Annotated in this window: 14 protein-coding genes and 1 pseudogene; 6 read left to right on the top strand and 9 right to left on the bottom strand. The window is 41.3% G+C overall.

What is annotated here, in order from left to right; all coding sequences use genetic code 11:
- Positions 1-65: 65 nt before the first annotated feature.
- The gene (locus tag LIT25_08720; protein ID USK35357.1) at positions 66-224 is read left to right on the top strand and encodes a hypothetical protein; all 159 of its coding nucleotides are present in this window, start codon (positions 66-68) and stop codon (positions 222-224) included.
- Between the two features lie 49 nt (positions 225-273).
- On the top strand, positions 274-618 hold the full coding sequence (locus tag LIT25_08715) for a DUF2254 domain-containing protein (GenBank protein ID USK36213.1): 345 nt from the start codon (positions 274-276) through the stop codon (positions 616-618).
- Between the two features lie 255 nt (positions 619-873).
- On the opposite strand, the gene LIT25_08710 is transcribed toward LIT25_08715, so the two are convergent.
- From LIT25_08710 to LIT25_08700, 3 genes are all read right to left on the bottom strand, one after another.
- Positions 874-999 carry a DUF6254 family protein gene (locus LIT25_08710; GenBank protein USK35356.1) on the bottom strand — a complete coding sequence of 42 codons (126 nt, stop codon included), beginning with the start codon at positions 997-999 and terminating at the stop codon, positions 874-876.
- A gap of 90 nt (positions 1,000-1,089) precedes the next feature.
- Positions 1,090-2,433, bottom strand: a complete 1,344-nt coding sequence (locus LIT25_08705) for a hemolysin family protein (GenBank protein ID USK35355.1) — start codon at positions 2,431-2,433, stop codon at positions 1,090-1,092.
- Positions 2,434-2,692: 259 nt separating this feature from the next.
- The gene (locus tag LIT25_08700) at positions 2,693-3,751 is read right to left on the bottom strand and encodes a hypothetical protein (GenBank protein USK35354.1); all 1,059 of its coding nucleotides are present in this window, start codon (positions 3,749-3,751) and stop codon (positions 2,693-2,695) included.
- Between the two features lie 1,116 nt (positions 3,752-4,867).
- Between LIT25_08700 and LIT25_08695 the strand changes: the two genes are divergently transcribed.
- Positions 4,868-6,937 (top strand): AAA family ATPase, encoded by a 2,070-nt coding sequence (locus LIT25_08695; protein ID USK35353.1) that lies wholly within the window; start codon positions 4,868-4,870, stop codon positions 6,935-6,937.
- A 27-nt stretch (positions 6,938-6,964) separates the two neighbouring features.
- On the opposite strand, the gene LIT25_08690 is transcribed toward LIT25_08695, so the two are convergent.
- Together LIT25_08690 and LIT25_08685 are read right to left on the bottom strand one after the other, a co-directional pair.
- Complete coding sequence (locus LIT25_08690; protein ID USK35352.1) at positions 6,965-7,603, bottom strand: VOC family protein; 639 nt, start codon at positions 7,601-7,603, stop codon at positions 6,965-6,967.
- Positions 7,604-7,727: 124 nt separating this feature from the next.
- Complete coding sequence (locus LIT25_08685) at positions 7,728-9,422, bottom strand: M3 family oligoendopeptidase (protein USK35351.1); 1,695 nt, start codon at positions 9,420-9,422, stop codon at positions 7,728-7,730.
- Between the two features lie 164 nt (positions 9,423-9,586).
- Between LIT25_08685 and motA the strand changes: the two genes are divergently transcribed.
- A complete protein-coding gene (gene motA, locus LIT25_08680) occupies positions 9,587-10,378 on the top strand; it encodes a flagellar motor stator protein MotA (protein USK35350.1) in 792 nt (263 codons plus the stop codon).
- Positions 10,371-11,126, top strand: a complete 756-nt coding sequence (motB, locus tag LIT25_08675; protein USK35349.1) for a flagellar motor protein MotB — start codon at positions 10,371-10,373, stop codon at positions 11,124-11,126. Before motA ends, motB begins: the two co-directional genes overlap by 8 nt.
- Positions 11,127-11,175: 49 nt before the next feature.
- Here motB and LIT25_08670 read toward each other — a convergent pair.
- From LIT25_08670 to LIT25_08660, 3 genes and pseudogenes are all read right to left on the bottom strand, one after another.
- Positions 11,176-12,535 (bottom strand): annotated as a pseudogene (locus tag LIT25_08670) (IS3 family transposase).
- Positions 12,536-12,905: 370 nt separating this feature from the next.
- Positions 12,906-13,355: a MarR family transcriptional regulator gene (locus LIT25_08665; GenBank protein USK35348.1), complete on the bottom strand. Its 450-nt coding sequence runs from the start codon at positions 13,353-13,355 to the stop codon at positions 12,906-12,908.
- A 90-nt stretch (positions 13,356-13,445) separates the two neighbouring features.
- Positions 13,446-15,047 carry a bifunctional metallophosphatase/5'-nucleotidase gene (locus LIT25_08660; GenBank protein USK36212.1) on the bottom strand — a complete coding sequence of 534 codons (1,602 nt, stop codon included), beginning with the start codon at positions 15,045-15,047 and terminating at the stop codon, positions 13,446-13,448.
- 142 nt (positions 15,048-15,189) lie between these two features.
- Between LIT25_08660 and LIT25_08655 the strand changes: the two genes are divergently transcribed.
- A complete protein-coding gene (locus LIT25_08655) occupies positions 15,190-16,695 on the top strand; it encodes a two-component sensor histidine kinase (protein ID USK35347.1) in 1,506 nt (501 codons plus the stop codon).
- Positions 16,696-16,811: 116 nt separating this feature from the next.
- On the opposite strand, the gene LIT25_08650 is transcribed toward LIT25_08655, so the two are convergent.
- Positions 16,812-17,759: an aldo/keto reductase family protein gene (locus tag LIT25_08650; GenBank protein USK35346.1), complete on the bottom strand. Its 948-nt coding sequence runs from the start codon at positions 17,757-17,759 to the stop codon at positions 16,812-16,814.
- Positions 17,760-17,895: the final 136 nt, after the last annotated feature.

Below are 17,895 nucleotides of genomic sequence, written 5' to 3'. Positions count from 1 at the left end.
CGTTCATACTATACCACGAACAGACAAACACTTCAATCTTATTTTATTCAAGGTGGGGGCAGCTCATGCCTATTAAACCGATCCTAGTCAAATTGAAATCAATTTTTTGGATTACCCCTGCCATCTACGCGGTCACCTTTTTCATTCTTGCCGTGCTCAGTATGATAGCAGACAGATTTCTTGCAGAAAACGATTATTTCAAGCATATACCATCTGTTTTTTAACAGATAAGGAACTTTCTCATACCATACTAAGTGCCACTTCCACTTCCTTATTAACGATGACGACAATTACGTTTCATGTATTGAACATCTTGCCCAAATTCTGACGAAGTTCGGAAAAAATCATTCCCCTTCTCCCTATCATCGCGACAGAAAGAATCAGATCAGAATTGTTCTGCCTAAACCCACTTTTACCGACTACTTATATGAAAGCTTTTATCAGATCCGGCATTATGGTAAAGAGGATGTCTCCGTTATGGCTTCTGTGCTGAAAGCGTTAATTTTAGTAGCGGAAACAAACCGGACTGAAAAACAAGAGGTTTGGGAGTTTTCAGCCTATATTTATGAAGGCATAATACAGCAGGATTGGCTTAGCCTGGATAAAACTGTTAAATAAACAGCTGAAAAAGCTTGCGAAAGCATGTCTGGCAGAGGAAAAAGAGCGGGTGCTATAAACTGGAAAAGCGGAAGCGCCGGTTAGCGCAGGCATGACAGATAAGAATCTGCAGAAAAGTCCGGGTTTGACTTTTTTTCCGGATTTGTTCTGGCCGAGAAGTTGGGCTGTGGAGCTAGACATCAAAGCGCTAAAAATTCATGCACTAACCTCTCAATAAAGAAGGAATCCAAAAACTTCGGATTCCTTCTTCATTTTCTATTTTTTGCTATTCTGAGTGCCTTCCTGCTCGAGCTCTTTAAACGATTTTACTTTGCCATGCTCATTTTGAGATTCTTTGCGAATGTCCCATTGTCTCTGCTTTTGGCCTTTGGATTGTGTCATATTACCGGTCTCCTTTTGTAAATGAGATTCAGGCTTATTTTAACCTCAGACGACGCTTTTTACGCAAAAAAAGATGCTGGTAAAAGCATCTCATTGTGTAGCAGCAATTCCCTTCTGCAAAAGCGGGGAACTATCCGTCTTTTTTTTTCGGGTCATTTCGAGATAGCGGATATGGTGGTTTTCCATGTCCTTCACTTTAAACGTAAAGGATCCGAATTCAACCATTTCCCCTTTTTTGATATCGTATTTTTCAGTCAGCATCCAGCCGCCGATTGTATCAACATCTGTGTCATCCATTTCAATTCCGAACAAATCGTTCAGTTCGCTTATTAATACTTTTCCATCGATCACATACTGATCATCCGTGATTTTCTGGACAAGCGGCACTTCATCAGCATCAAATTCATCTCTGATTTCGCCTACGATTTCCTCTAATATATCTTCAACTGTTACAAGCCCAGCGGTTCCGCCGTATTCATCAATAAGAATGGCCATGTGAATATGCTCTTTTTGCATTTTAAGGAGCAGTTCTTGAATCGGCACAGAATCGATTACTTGAATAACAGGCCTAATATAGGTTTTCAATGAAAAATGATCGGTTTTTTTGGATTGAAATAAGTCCGTAAAAATTTCTTTAATATTCACCATACCGATGATATGGTCTTTGTCGCCGTCAACGACGGGATATCTTGTATATTTTTCACTTTTGATAATCTTCAGATGCGACTGCAGCGTCTCTTCAATATCAAGTGAGACGATTTGGGTGCGGGGCACCATAATTTCTTTCGCAATACGATCATCAAATTTAAATATCTTATTCACATATTTGTATTCAGATTGATTGATCTCTCCGCTTTCATAGCTTTCAGATAACAAGATTCTTAATTCTTCCTCGCTGTGTGCAAGCTCATGCTCTGAGACCTGCTTCATTCCAATGAAACTCGTCAGGAGCCGTGCTGAGCCATTTAACACCCAGATCACCGGATACATGAGGCGGTAAAAAGCCATTAACGGCTTTGAAAAGGTTAGCGTAATTCGCTCCGCTTTTTGAATGGCAACAGTTTTTGGCGCAAGCTCCCCCACCACTACGTGCAGAAATGTGATGACGGCAAAGGCAATTGCGGCAGACAAGAACTGAACGCCTGAACTTGGCAGGTCAAACCTTTTGAAAACAGGATGAAGCAGCCTTCCGATTGCAGGCTCCCCAAGCCAGCCGAGGCCGAGTGCTGTAATGGTGATTCCCAGCTGGCAAGCTGATAAATATTCATCCAGGTTATCCGTTACTTTCTTAGCTGATAATGCCTGTTTATTTCCTTCTTCAATCAGCTGATTAATGCGGGAACTTCGAATTTTAACAATTGCGAACTCCGATGCTACAAAAAAAGCAGTGGCAGCAATTAAAATCGCAATAATGAACAAATTCACTATGTCCAAATAAATTCCCTCTTCCGCCTGAGACAGAAAAGGTGTCACCTCCTGAAAAATTTCAATCTATTAGGCATTGGATGGTGCAAAACCTTCTATGAAAAGTTAATACCCCATCTCATCACCTCTCCTGAAAGATATAAAAAATTCAGATAACTTTAAAAACATCATAATATGAACAACTTCAGCAGTCAAACGGGAAATATGCCAGTTTTCTTCATAATTATGTTGATAATCAAGCCTTTATGTTTAAATTGTTTGATTATTCTCACTTTTTTAGCGTATTATTATTATTATCAGGAAGAGGGTTTTTCCGGACCATCAATAAGACCAAAAAGACGATGCTCATATAGCCAAAGATTGGATATAGAAAGGCAATCAGTGAGCTGTAGCCAATTTGACTGACGAAAAAAGCACCGCTGAGCAGGATGAGGATGATAAACATCCTTGGGATTGGAATTACCCGCACCAAATGGCGTTCAAGACCAAATAAATTACCGATGACAGATGTAAAAACTTCCCCGTAAATGACCAATATATAAATGAAAAAGAAGGATAAAACAGATGCTTTCATGACCTCGGCCATTGGGATATCGTATAAAATCACATCAGGAAGTGTGGACAGGGCAAAGTGGCTGCTAAGCAAAATGAACGTAAGGAGGGCCCCTCCAACTATTCCTCCCCATTTTACAACGCGCTCATCTTCAATCTCCTGAGCAAGGGGAACAAGAACTGCTTCTGCCATCGCAAGGTTAAAGGCTGAATAGGAGATGGCTGAGATCAGCCATTTAAATGATGGAGCATGATGAAGCTGAAATGATGAAAACGTATGGGCATCAAATGATGATACCGCAATTAGCACACTGAAGAGGATTAAAAGCGGCACGACAATAATATTGACGCTAAACAGCCCTTTGGAGCCGAAAGACATCGCGATGATTGTCAGAAGGATGGTCAAAAGCACGCCAAACTTCCTTGAGAATCCCAGCTGCTCCTCAAAAATAGCCCCTGCACCAGATAGCATCACAGATGTTACACCGAATAAGACAAGCAGCATAAAGAGATTAATAATAAATCCAAACGACTTGCCGAATAAGAAAAGATTAAAATCCTGGTACGATTTTGCTCCGATCCGTTTTGAAATGATCATAATCTTTGCACCAAGATGCATAAAAAAGAACCCGCATATTAAAATACCGAGTATGCCAAAAATGCCATACTGCGTAAAAAATTCTACAATCTCCCGTCCAGTTGCAAAGCCGGCCCCGACAACCGTTCCAACATATACAGCTGCGATTTGAACAACCTGAAACCATTGATTCTTCATCTTCTACCCCCGTTACGATGAATGCTTTTAGCTGAACTCTTACCATGTATATGAGACAAGGTGTTAAGAAAGAAGTACAACCTTAATGCGGTCAGCTTAGTTTGCAGAAGAAAAGTTATATTTCAATATTAATAAGAATATGAAGCACTTATCTCGTGTCGGCGCTCATATTAAGTGCTGCAAACTTGGTTATGTAGCACTTATCTCATGTCGGAGCCCACATTTTGTGCTGCATATGCGGTTATGAAGCACTTATCTCGTGTCGGAGCCTTCATTAAATGCTGCATATGCGGTTATGTAGCACTTATCTCGTGTCGGAGCCTTCATTAAATGCTGCATATGCGGTTATGATGCACTTATCTCGTGTCGGAGCCCACATTTTGTGCTGCAAACTTGGTTATGTAGCACTTATCTCGTTTCGAAGCCCATATTAAGTGCAGAAAATGCGGTTTTGTAGCACTTATCTCGTGTCGGAACCTTCATTAAATGCTGCATATGCGGTTATGATGCACTAAACTCTTGTAGTAGCCCATATTAAGTGCTGCAAACTTGGTTATGAAGCACTTAACTCATGTAGTAGCCCACATTGAGTGCTGCAAACTAGCTATGCAGCACCAGCTTTAGATTCAATCAGTGTTTCACAGCTATCACGCCGGTTAAACCAGATGAATCAAGTGTTCATTGCACTCATTCTGTATTACCTTCATGTACTCGCGCAAATAGTGGCAAGAAGCCAATGCAAAATCCTCCAGATCACCAGGTACCTAGAGGCAATCCTATGGAAACAAGAGCCATTTGGATTTGCAGAATGGAAGTAAAACTCATTCCACAAAAAGGAAACTCTCGCTATCACTTAAGTCTAATTGTAAATTAAAACCAAATGGATAGGGCCACCTTTATTGAGGTATTTTCCTTTTGGATCTTATTCTAGAAAGTAAATAGATCCAATTTTCAACTAGTGAATATTTAACTTGAAAAATTTTTAAGCAAAATACTTGAAAGTCAAATAAGGTCAAACTATAATATGAATCAAGATCATCCTAGTGAGGTGATTTTTTACTCACTCAATTAGTCAAAGATAGTCAAAGTCAAATTATATATCAGGAGGTTTTCACTATGCTATGTCAACATTGTCAAGCTAAGAAAGCATCTGTTCATTTAACTCTTCAAATTAATCAGGAGCGTCAGCAAGTGCTGCTATGCTCAGATTGTTATGCTCAATATAGAAGCTCTGTACCAAGCGGATCTTTCGGAAATGTTCCCCCTTCTCAGCCATTCCAGCAAGGCGCAGAAGAGCAAACTCAGAAACGAGGAAGCAATGGTCTTCTTGACCAATTAGGCCGCAATTTAACTCGCGCCGCAAAGGCCGGAGTCATTGATCCTGTTATTGGAAGAGATGCAGAGGTTGAAAGATTAATTGAAATTCTGAACAGAAGAAATAAGAATAACCCCGTTTTAATCGGTGAACCTGGAGTAGGTAAAACAGCTGTAGTAGAAGGCTTTGCGCTTAAAATTGCAGAAGGCGATGTCCCTGCAAAGCTGAAAAATAAAGAGATTTACTTGCTTGATGTGGCTTCACTTGTTGCAAACACTGGGATACGGGGCCAATTTGAGGAAAGAATGAAACAGCTGATTTCTGAGCTTCAGCAAAAGAAAAACATCATATTGTTTATTGATGAAATTCATCTTCTTGTTGGTGCAGGGTCTGCCGAGGGTTCAATGGATGCAGGCAATATTTTAAAACCTGCCCTTGCACGCGGAGAGCTGCAGGTTGTCGGTGCAACTACTTTAAAAGAGTACCGCCAAATCGAAAAAGATGCAGCGCTTGAACGCAGATTTCAGCCAGTCATGGTTTCAGAACCGTCCCTTGAAAAAGCCGTTGAAATCTTAAAAGGCATTCAGGATAAATATGAAAAATACCATGAGGTTACGTATTCCGAAGAAGCCATTAAAGCGACTGTAACCTTGTCAAACCGCTACATCCAGGATCGTTACTTGCCTGATAAAGCGATTGACCTGCTTGATGAAGCCGGTTCGAAAAAGAACCTTCAGGCAGGCAGCGGCGAAGACATCAGCGAACAGTTAGCTGAAATCGCCAGAAAAAAAGCTCAGGCAACGAAGGAAGAAAACTACGAGCTTGCTGCTAAATTGCGCGATGAAGAGCTCAAGCTTGAGAAAATGCAGACACCTGTTAAAGCTGTAGTCGATCTTGCAGATATTCAAGCCATCATTGAAAAGAAAACGGGTATACCAGTCGGAAAACTTCAGGAAGACGAGCAGGCTCAAATGAAAAACCTTGAGAAGAAACTATCAGGAAAAGTAATCGGCCAGGAAGAGGCTGTTAAAAAAGTAGCCAAAGCCATCCGCCGCAGCCGTGCAGGATTAAAGTCCAAAGAAAGACCAATCGGGTCCTTCCTGTTTGTCGGTCCGACCGGGGTCGGTAAAACAGAGCTGACGAAAACCCTAGCCTCTGAACTGTTTGGTTCACGCGACTCGCTCATCCGTCTTGATATGAGTGAATACATGGAAAAGCATTCGATTTCAAAAATCATTGGTTCCCCTCCTGGCTATGTTGGCCATGAAGAAGCTGGACAATTGTCTGAAAAAGTCCGTCGGAACCCCTACAGCATCATCCTGCTTGATGAAATTGAAAAAGCTCATCCTGATGTTCAGCACATGTTCCTTCAAGTGATGGAAGATGGCAGACTGACAGACAGCCAGGGCAGAACGGTCAGCTTTAAAGATACTGTCATCATCATGACAAGCAACGCCGGCATCGGCCATAAGAAAGTAACAGTCGGATTCGGAAGCAATGATGCCTTAAACGAAAGTTCTTTATTAGGCTCTCTGGGCTCATTCTTCAAACCGGAATTTCTGAACCGTTTTGACAGCATTATTGAATTCAAATCACTTGAAAAACCGCATCTGCTTGAAATCGTCGATATTATGCTGGATGATTTGAAAGCCACATTGGCAGAACAAAAAATAACGCTAAGCAACACAGATGAGGCGAAAGAAAAAATTGCCGAACTCGGCTATCACCCTGCATTCGGTGCACGTCCGCTCCGCAGAGTGATTCAAGAGCATGTAGAAGATTCTATTGCTGACATCTTGCTTGACGACAATGAGATCACAGAACTTGTTGTAGAGATTACAAATGATGAGATTTCTGTAAATGCTAAATAAAATGGAAAGAGTGCTGATTCAATGGAATCAGCACTCTTTTTTTGCAATAATTTTATATGGATAAACTGGGTGTCTGTACTCAAACTCAGCCTTATCCTCGACTTCAAGAACAATCGGATGAATCTCTGAACCTCTTTGTGTCGGGTACCAGTGCCTGCCATCTTTCACCACAACGACAGAACCATCACCATTTCCGAAAAAAGCGAACGAGTCAGAATCAGCCCCATATTGATTAGTCAAAAAAGCTAATTCCCGCCGCATTTCATCAACATTTTCACACGGCAGCCCAACTTCAAATGCATCATGCCAGTCTAATTGATGATATGGAACCTCCGTCCTTTCAAGCATTTCAAGCACATTTCCTTCAGGATCATGAAAATATGCCTGTTTTCCTTTCCAGTATAAGCTCACTTCGCCTTCTTCGTTTTGCAGCAGAAGACTCTCTAATTCTTTAAACATGACGTCAAAAAACGATTTATTCGTTCTGAAGCATAAGTGATAATAGGTACGGTTTTCTGCTTTTATAAAGGTTAAGCTGCTCAAACCGGCTTTCACGGTAAAACGATCCTTTTTTTCATCTGTCAATCTCATCTTTAAAATACCTGTGTAGAATGTTTTCATTTCTTCAAGATGCTTGCACTCTAACTGCACATGCACAAATTTCATTTCCATTTCCCCTGTCTTTTCTTTATTTTAAAATAAGTGCCAAGGTTTGAATTCATTCTTTATACTGATTTTTTGTCCGACTAACAGACGAAAAAACCGCCAGCATATGCTGACGGCATTTTCATTACAGGTTTTTGTCATCCACGTTCTCAAGCCACTCTCGAATGTCACCTGTGACCGATTGTACACATCCATCTTCAAAAGGTGAGATCAGGTTCGCAGTCTTTACTAATTCCAGGAATGATTGGCTTCCACCCTGTTTGCAAAGATGAAGATAATCCGCCCATGCCTGTTCTTTATTTTCATGCATCTTTTTCCAGAACTGCAGCGCACAAATCTGAGCAAGTGTGTAGTCAATATAATAGAAAGGAGAATTAAAGATATGTCCCTGACGCTGCCAGAATCCGCCTTCTTCCAAGAATTCGTTATCCTCGTAATTGCGGTGCGGCAAGTATTTCCGTTCAATCTCTCTCCATGCCTGTTTGCGCTCCTTCGGAGTGGCATCCGGATTTTCATAGATGAAATGCTGGAACTCATCGACAGTTACACCGTACGGCAAGAATAACAGCGCTCCGCTTAAATGGCTGAATTTATACTTTTCCGTATCTTCCTTAAAGAAGGTTTCCATCCAAGGCCAAGTGAAAAACTCCATGCTCATGGAATGAATTTCACAAGCCTCATGTGTTGGGAAGTGATATTCAGATAAATTGAAATGACGGCTCATATAGACCTGGAATGCGTGTCCTGCTTCATGTGTCAAAACATCAATATCTCCGCTTGTACCGTTAAAGTTCGCGAAGATATATGGAGCTTTGTAATCTTCAATATATGTGCAGTATCCGCCGCCTGCCTTCCCTTTTTGAGCAAGCAGATCCATCAGATTCCGTTCAATCATAAAATCAAAGAATTCATTTGTTTCTCTCGACAGCTCTTCATACATCTTTTTCCCATTCTCGATAATCCACTCTGAATCCCCTTTAGGAGTAGCATTTCCAGTTGTAAATTGAAGCTTTTCATCCGGGAAAGCAAGAGTATCAAGCCCTAAACGTTCTTGCTGGCGTTCTCTTAATCGAGATGCCATTGGCACGATGTATTCCTTGATCTGATCACGGAAGTTCTTCGCCATGTCTGCATCAAAATCAATGCGCTGCATTCTTTCGTAGCCAAGCTCCACAAAATTCGCAAAGCCTAATTTCTTTGCAATAAGTGTCCGGACTTTTACGAGCTTGTCAAAAATCTCATCGAATTTTTCTCCATTTTCAGCATAAAAGCCGAAGTATGCGTCTGATGCACGTTTTCTCTTGTCGCGCTCTTTTGATTCAAGCAGCGGTTCAAGCTGTGCAAGTGTGTATTCTTTTCCGTCAAACTCAATTTTTGCAGAGGCAACAAGCTTCGTATATTCTGTCACGAGTTTGTTTTCTTTTTGCAGATCTTCAAGTACTTCAGGTGAGAATGTTTTCATCTGGGCGTCAGCAAGGGCAAAAAGCTGTTTCCCGTATTTCTCTTCCAGTTCATTGCGGAAAATTGAGCTGACAAGCGCTTTGTAAAACTCCGTATCCATTGCTTTAACATGCGGTTCAAGCTCATCAAGATAGTCCTGCTCTTCCTTGTAAAACTCATCATTTGTATCAATTGTATGGCGGATGTAGCAAAGATTGAAGGCTGTAGAAAGATTGCCGCGAATGACATTCAGCTGATCAATCGCCTCTTCCTGCTTTTCTAAGCTTTCTGCCTGCTTAAACAATTCAAGAGCCTCATGGAATGTTGCTTCAACTTCTTCCTTGACCGGTCTTTTGTAGCCGTATTCCTGAAATTTCATATGTATTTCCCCACTCTCATAAAATGAATAACCTTCTCCTTCTTTTAATTCGAGAAAAAAGTCATGATTCCTCTGTTTCTCATTTAATTCAGCTCTTAAAGTTTATGAAAAGATGACGATATAAATAGTAACAAAACGTAACGAAAGAAGGATTTAGTGAGAGTATGGATAAAACGTCACTTATTGGATTAATTTTAGGCCTTGTCGCCGTTTCCGCCGGCATGTTTATGAAGGGTGTCAGCCCGGCTGTCCTGTTAAATCCGGCTGCATTGCTGATTATAATTGCCGGAACGATTGCAACTGTCGTAACCGCATTTCCCACAAGCGAGATTAAAAGAGTGCCGAAGCTCTTCGGCGTTATTTTTATAGAGCAGCAATCACACAGCATTCAAGAACTGATTCCCATGTTTTCCGAATGGGCCCAGGTTGCGAGAAAAGAAGGGCTGCTTGCACTTGAAGCTAAGCTTTCGGATGTTGAAGATCCATTTTTAAAAAATGGGCTGAGCATGGCTGTTGACGGACAAAATGCTGAATTTATCCGGGATGTCATGACGGAAGAAATAGATGCCATGGAAGAACGTCACTTAGCAGGAGCATCCATCTTTTCACAGGCGGGCACTTACGCCCCTACCCTTGGAGTACTTGGAGCAGTTGTCGGATTAATTGCTGCTCTTTCACATATGGATAATACGGATGAATTAGGGAAAGCGATTGGAGCAGCATTTGTGGCAACCCTTATGGGGATTTTCACGGGATATGTTTTATGGCACCCTTTTGCAAATAAACTCAAAAGAAAATCCAAACAAGAAGCAAAAGTAAAGCACGTCATTATTGAAGGAGTGTTATCTGTTCTTGAAGGCCAGGCCCCGAAAGTAATTGAACAAAAGCTTGCCACCTATCTTCCGGCACACGAAAGAAAACAGCTTTTCGTGGAAGGAGAGAGTTTAGATGGCTAGAAAGAAAAAACAGAAACACGAGGAAGAGCACGTTGATGAATCCTGGCTTTTGCCCTATGCAGATTTATTAACGCTATTGCTCGCCCTCTTCATCGTCCTATTTGCCATGAGCTCAGTAGACGCGCAGAAATTCCAAATGCTTGCCCGGGCTTTCAACAGCACGTTTACAGGCGGAACCGGCGTTCTTGAATACCCAAGTCCGATCCCTGACGGTGAGATGGAAAAGCTAGATCAGGAGAAGGAAAAGAATCCAGAAAAAGAACAGCAGGAAACACTCGAGCAGGAGAAATTAAAAGAAATTCAGAAAAAAGTGAATGCCTATATTGCGGCAAACAGTCTTGAAACACAATTAAAAACCACTCTGACGGATGAAGGACTTCTCATCACCATTTTAAATGATATCTTTTTTGATTCGGGCAATTCCTCCATCCGCAAGAAAGATGAACAGCTGGCGAAGGAAATTTCGAAGCTTTTAGTCATGAATCCTCCGAGGAATATTATCGTCAGCGGCCACACAGACAACGTGCCGATCCAGAACGCGGAATATGAATCCAATTGGCACTTAAGTGTGATGCGTGCTGTAAATTTCATGAAGCTTTTGCTTGAAAACGAGCAGCTTGATCCGAGAGCCTTCTCTGCAAAAGGGTTAGGGGAATACAATCCAGTTGCAGACAACAAAACAAAAGAAGGCCAGCAAAAAAACCGAAGGGTCGAGATTTTGATTCTTCCGATTGAGCAGAACCAGTAAAAAAGTGTCCAATGTGAAGTGACCCCTAAAAGTTAGACACAAGATTTCGTTAAGCTACTTGTTGGGCAAGAGTCCGGTATTGTACCGGGCTCTTGCCTTTTAATTTTGTCTTAATTCGTTTGTGGTTATAGTAATGGATGTATTTCCTTAGTTCTTCTTTGAAATGTTCCACATTTTTGAAGTCTTGGTAATTAAGGAATTCTGATTTTAGAATGCCAAAGAAATTTTCAATGACCGCATTGTCATAACAGTTCCCTTTACGAGACATGCTTTGTATGATGTCCTTTTTCTTCAAAGCCAGACGGTATTTCTTCATTTGATAGTGCCATCCCTGATCCGAGTGAATGAGTAACGTATCTTCTTTGTGCTTTTTTCTTAGGGCTTTATTTAACATACTCGATACAAGGGAATAGGTCGGTCTAGAGCCAATCGTATAGGTGAGAATTTCGCCATTGTATAAATCTAGCATAGGTGAAAGATACAGTTTTTCTCCAAATAATTTGAATTCGGTAATATCGGTTACCCATTTCTCATTCGGCTTGGACGCCTTGAAGTTCCGATTTAGCACATTTTCGGCAACCTTGCCTGCTTCACCTTTGTACGACCGATATTTCTTTATGCGGACAAGGCACTTCAATCCTAGTTCTCTCATAAGTCGATAAACTTTCTTATGATTAACATGCAGTCCTCGGTTGGCTAGCTCAGCACGAATACGCCGGTACCCGTATCGGCCTTTATGTTCATGAAAAATCTCTTTAATCACCGTTTTTAATTCAGCATCTTTATCTGGGCGGTCAAGCTGTTTCGTCAAATGGTAATAGGTACTGCGAGGGATACCCGTAAGCTTTAAGAGTGATTTCACCGGGAATTCCTGCCTCAATTCATAGACTACTTTCGCTTTGTCTTGTTTGGTGATTTTTCTTTGTTCTGAACTAAGGCATTCAACTTTTTTATATAAGCAAGCTCCATACGTAATCGTTCATTTTCAGCCTGAAGAGCTTCAATAGATTCTGCCACTGGTTCTTTTATCTCAGATACTTTTGGGATTTCTTTTTCATCGATGACCGCCCCTTTTCTCTTGGAATAAGGCCGTCCACTCCTTGTGTGTCGAATAATCTCTTCCATTGAGTAATCGTAGAGGGAGATTGAATTTTAAAGATCGCAGCTGTCTCACTGAGGGACGTCCCGTGTTCGTTCATATAGGTAAGTACCTTTAGTTTATCGTCCAAAGAATAGGTTGTATATCGTTTTTTAAACGCCTTTTCTCCGTTATATTGATACTGCTGGATCCACCTATGAAAAACCCCGTGAGCTACTCCTATGGATATTGCGATCGCTTTGTGCCCTTCTGTGCCATTAAGATATCGCTTAACGGCATTTACCTTTTCCTGCTCTGTAAATTTAGCCATAAAAAAACTGCACCTCCAAATGTTAGATCGTGTCTAACATTTGGGGGGCAGTTCAATGCGGACACTTTTTTTATAGAAAGATGATGGGTAATTGTCCACCGGGCTTGCCAATTAGGAGATAAATGGCTGAGCGAGCATAAATCTGGGGTGTGAGCGAGGACAAATGATAATGCGGCTGATATCGTACATATCCAGAACTAGATTACCAAAGGGATGGCTAGAAAAGGAGGCATTTGTAAAGGGATATTTTCTGCGGGAATAGCAGTCGAATGGAAAAAATCGAAGAGTCCCAATTCAAGCACACATTCCGGCTAACCGCAGTATTATCGCCATCTCTCAAAAAAAAAACACCTCCTAATTAGAAAGTGTTTTAATCCTGAAGATCCCGTGCATGATAGCCGACTTTTTTTATAAGATCAATGACGGTCTGCTTTTCTTCTGATGTCAGAGTGCCGACAATGTCATCTAACCGCTCTTGATGAGATGGAAAAATACTCTCAATCAATTTCTTTCCTTTATCCGTAATTTGAGCATAGGTAACGCGGCGGTCCTTATCACATGCTTTTCGGACAAGCAGTTCTTTTTGTTCGAGCTTGTCGACTACGTATGTGATGCTTCCGCTTGCTAATAGAATCTTCCCGCCAATTTGCTGAAGCGGCTGTTCTCCCTTATGATAGAGGAGCTCAAGCACGGCAAATTCTGTTGGGTTCAGCCCGAAGCTTGAGATGTGTTTATTCACTTGATCATTTATCGCGCGGTGTGCACGGGATAAAACGATAAATAATTTTAACGATTGTTCGATTTGCTGTTGATCTTTCATTTTCATCAATCCTTCGACAACTAAATATCTTGAATTCTAAATAATAATGATACAAAATGGCAGCTGAAATGTCAATATAGCAGAGTGATTTTATGAACAAATGACCTTCCAATTATGATTGAGAGAAGCTTGTACTTCTTTTTTCTCCAGTAAATGGTTCGCAATCAGCTCAGACATATCAACAGGAACTTCTTTTATGACTTCTTTTCCTTTGAACATTGTGTATTCTCCCCCGCCTGAGGCCCTGTAGTTATTCATTACAACGTCATATTCTCCATTACGTTCCAGCGGCTTTCCTTTTTTCTCAAGAAGCGCGACCCGATTGCCGATTGGTTTTGAGACATCAAGTATGTACTCAATTCCTTCCCACATGTCATAGTTATAGTGCTGAGGCTTCGGATCCTGAAACTTCGGATTCACAATGACTGCGCCGTCCTCTCCGCACATAAAGTATGAGGCTGAACGTTCAAGAGCGGCTCGTATGTCGCTGCCTTTCAAACGAAGCACCTTCAAGGTATTCGGATAGATGTAGCTTGAAACTATGTCACGCATGGTCGGATTTTCAGGGAAGCCTCTTGATGAATTATCAAAAAGAGCCGTGTTAGAGATCTCCGTGCCTGAAGCATCCATTTGTACCTTATTAATAAATTCTATAAAAGCTGTTTTCACCATGCGTGCTGCGAAAGGGTCTTCGATCAGCATGTTCCCGTTGATCTTTCCAATTGGCTGATCCAGCCACTTTTGTGTCTCTCTTTCGAAAGGCTGAATCAATTCTATTATGCTCTGATCTGTTTCAATCATAGTTAGGTCTACAAGCTTTGGTGTTTTCCCTTTAACGCAAATTCCGTTTTCATTAACCGCAAAGGTGATCTCAATTTTTCCGGCAAAGCGTCCATTAAAGCCAGGCTGAACCACCGTTACTCCGTTTAATTCACCAGAAATGGAGCGATGCTGATGACCAGTGAGGAGCACATCAATTCCCTTTATCTCCTGGCAAAATTGATAGGCCTGATTCTCGCCAGTAAGCGCTTCTGTCGGTTCTCCCGTCTTAAGGTCACGTTCAAAACCGCCATGGTAAGAGACGATGAGCAGATCAGGCTTCTCATTCTTTCTAATATATTCCGTCCAATGCTTGGCCGATTGAAAAGCATCGTGAAATGAGAGCTCTTTAATATGCTTCGGATCTTCCCAGTTCGGGATATAATGGGTTGTTACCCCAAGCACCGCTACCTTTACACCGCAGTATGTCTTTATTATATAAGGTTTGCCTAATAATGGCTCTCCGTTTTCTGTGATATTAGCGGACAGCCATGGGAATTCTGATTGATCTGCAGCTTTTTTCAAAAAATCACTGCCGTAGTTGAATTCATGATTGCCGATTACCGCTGCATCATAGCCAAGCGTATTCATAGCCGCTATGACAGGGTTCCTCTGATCTGCAGCTTTTTTCGCATAATAGTAGGTAAGCGGGGTTCCCTGGATGCAATCTCCATTATCAATGAGAAGGACGCTATCATGCTCGTTCCTCTCTTTTTTGATGATCGTCGAAATTTTTGCAAGACCAAGGCATTGTTCCTCATTTGTGCTGTATATTAGCGGAAGAATATGACCATGAATATCACTCGTCTGCAAGATTGTCAGTCTAACTGTTTCTATGAGAAACCCCTCCCTTTTCTTTCCATCATACCCAATATTCCCTTTCTCTACAACAGAAGGAACGCGCTTTTAGTTTAGTGCGGAATTCAGCCTTCTTTCCTAGTACATTCAATTTAAATGGTTTATAATTCGAATAGTATGCTCATAATCGGGCAATCTTTTATTTGGGGCGATAACTTTGCTGAAAGATCCTAATCGATTTAAAAAAGCATCGATCTATTTTCTGGTCGTGCTGATTCCATCCCTGCTAATCAATACATGCATTTATTTTTACCAAAAAGACAAAGTGATGGATCTCCATCGTTCTGAAGCAGCATTCATGATCAACATTCATAAAAATCAGATTGATAGTTTAATTCAAGATACAAAAGCAAGGCTGGAATCGATGGCGCTTGTACTCGAAGAAGTAAAGGACGTGGATAAAATTCAGCATGTGCTTATGCAGGCGCATGATCAGGAACCGCGTTTTGCAGGTCTTTATTTTGTTCATAAGAATGGTGACATTACAGCCGGTTCCAGAAAATTGATGAAAACAGTTAACCTTCAAAACCGGGATTTTTTTAAAAGTGCCATTGCAACCAAACAATCGACTGTATCAGATGCATACTTCGGAAATATTACCGGAGGATATATTGTTTCCATTTGCACGCCCATTTTTAATGAAAAAGGTGAAGCAACAAACTTATTAGTAGCATCTTTAAAAGTAGATTATCTTAAAAATATCATGAACGTCATCAGTCCCGGATTGAATATTAAAGTAGTGAATGAAAGCAATCATGTTCTTTTTGCATCTGGAAGCGAGAATGAGCCATCAAAATTGGAGCCTGTTCGGGTTTACCTTGATCAGATCGCGTGGAAGCTTGAGGGTGTGCCTGATTCAGAAATAAGTCTTAAACATGCAAAAGACATGATCATTTACATGCTGATCACATTCGGAATCTTAAACATCATTTTTATTCTCATCCAAAATTTCCTTTTAAGAAGAAGAGCTTTAATTGAACAAAGCCAAATAGATGCTCAAAAAGTAGAGCTTGTCGGAATGCTTGCAGCAAGCACTGCCCACGAAATCAGAAATCCGCTGACAGGTATAAAAGGGTTCATTCAGCTTTTGCAGGAGAAATATCAGGACTCTGAAGATCAATTTTATTTTTCTGTCATCGATAAAGAGATCCGGCGCATCAATGAAATCGTCAGCGAGTTTTTAGTGCTCGGGAAACCGACTGCCCACCACCACGCAGACCACGATATTAATGCGATTGTGCTTGAATTATCCCCGCTGCTGGGGTCTGAAGCTAATCTTTATAATACAGAAATGGATATCCGGTTATATAAAGAACCTCTCCTTATTAATTGCACAAAGGATCATATCAAACAGGTACTGCTGAATTTAGCGAAAAATTCATTAGAAGCAATCGACAAAAATGAAGGCAGATTAACCATCGAGGTGCAAAAACAGGGAGATTTCGCTGTAATCAGAGTAATCGACACGGGAAAAGGCATACCGGAAGATGTCATTTCAAAAATCTTTCACCCTTTCTTTACAATGAAAGATACCGGCACAGGTCTGGGACTTGTCGTATGCAAACGCATCATCTCCTTGTACAAAGGTACAATCGCCATTGACAGTGCTTTAGATAAAGGGACGGAAGTGACAATTACTCTTCCTTTATCAGAAAAAGAGTGAAAAGCATCTGCTTTTCACTCTTTTTTTAGTTAGATGAAATATAAAAATTTTCGCATTTATGGAAAGAGGAAGCGCCTGCCTCCCCAAGGCGCTTGTGCTTACTAATATGTAAATCTTCAGCTCGTTAAGATCTCTTCAATACGCTGCAGCGCATTATACCCTAATGCAACGTCCGAAGCCTTTGCGTTTTCAATAATCTGCTCCGGGTGAGAAGAACCGACAAGGGTGCTTGCCACATTATGCTGCCTCAGCGTCCAGGCAAGAGCAAGCTGGGCAAGTGTGATGCCGTGTTCCTTTGCAAGCTGATCCAAAAGCTCCACTTTTCGGTTCACCATATCATTCAGGATTTTCTTCATCCATGAATTCACGTTTTCTCCGGATGCACGGCTTCCTTTAGGGATTAAACCTTCTTTATATTTCCCAGTTAAAATCCCCTGTGCAAGCGGTGACCACACAACTTGTGAAACGCCGGCATTTTCGCACATTGGAATAATTTCTTCTTCAATATCACGATGAAACATATTGTACTGCGGCTGGTTCACGATAATCCGGTCAAGCAGGTAGCGGTCAGCCACACTCATGGCTTCCTGTATTTGCGCAGCCGTCCATTCGCTAACTCCTGCATATAAGATCTTCCCCTGGCGAATAAGATCATCAATTGCCCGCAATGTTTCATCAAGCGGTGTTTCATGATCATATCTGTGACAGTAAAAAATATCGACATATTCGAGATCCATCCGCTTTAAGCTTGCATGGACCTGTTCCATAATATGCTTTCTTGATAACCCCTTATCGTTCGGCCCGTCCCCCATTGGCCAGAAAGCTTTTGTCGTCAGGACATATGAATCCCTTGGAAACGGCTTAAGTGCCCTTGACATGACTATTTCTGCTTTTCCGCGCTCATACACATTCGCGCTGTCGAAAAAGTTGATTCCCGCTTCATACGCCTTATGAATTATATCTGCTGCTGACCGCTCATCAACTGTTTTGCCGAATGTGAGCCAGCTTCCAAGACTGATTTCACTTACCTTTAACCCTGATCTGCCTAGCCTTCTATATTGCATCCCTATTCCCCCTGCTGTACATGATGAAATTCCTTTGTCTTTAACTTATCAGAAATTTCAAAAATCGTAAAGGGAGAGAAGCGTTCACCTATCGACATTAACCGACAAGATGTATCATTTCCTTCTTGATCTTTAT

It is taken from the genome of Bacillus sp. F19, from assembly GCA_023823795.1.
Classification (GTDB): Bacteria; Bacillota; Bacilli; order Bacillales; family Bacillaceae; genus Bacillus_P.
This window is presented reverse-complemented; position numbering and strand designations above follow the sequence as displayed.

What these genes read in the sequence shown, in the direction of transcription:
- LIT25_08650 (USK35346.1), bottom strand. Translation starts at nt 17,759, where the DNA reads ATGCAATATAGAAGGCTAGGCAGATCAGGGTTAAAGGTAAGTGAAATC.
- LIT25_08710 (USK35356.1), bottom strand. Translation starts at nt 999, where the DNA reads ATGACACAATCCAAAGGCCAAAAGCAGAGACAATGGGACATTCGCAAA.
- motB (USK35349.1), top strand. Translation starts at nt 10,371, where the DNA reads ATGGCTAGAAAGAAAAAACAGAAACACGAGGAAGAGCACGTTGATGAA.
- motA (USK35350.1), top strand. Translation starts at nt 9,587, where the DNA reads ATGGATAAAACGTCACTTATTGGATTAATTTTAGGCCTTGTCGCCGTT.
- LIT25_08665 (USK35348.1), bottom strand. Translation starts at nt 13,355, where the DNA reads ATGAAAGATCAACAGCAAATCGAACAATCGTTAAAATTATTTATCGTT.
- LIT25_08720 (USK35357.1), top strand. Translation starts at nt 66, where the DNA reads ATGCCTATTAAACCGATCCTAGTCAAATTGAAATCAATTTTTTGGATT.
- LIT25_08685 (USK35351.1), bottom strand. Translation starts at nt 9,422, where the DNA reads ATGAAATTTCAGGAATACGGCTACAAAAGACCGGTCAAGGAAGAAGTT.
- LIT25_08695 (USK35353.1), top strand. Translation starts at nt 4,868, where the DNA reads ATGCTATGTCAACATTGTCAAGCTAAGAAAGCATCTGTTCATTTAACT.
- LIT25_08700 (USK35354.1), bottom strand. Translation starts at nt 3,751, where the DNA reads ATGAAGAATCAATGGTTTCAGGTTGTTCAAATCGCAGCTGTATATGTT.
- LIT25_08690 (USK35352.1), bottom strand. Translation starts at nt 7,603, where the DNA reads ATGAAATTTGTGCATGTGCAGTTAGAGTGCAAGCATCTTGAAGAAATG.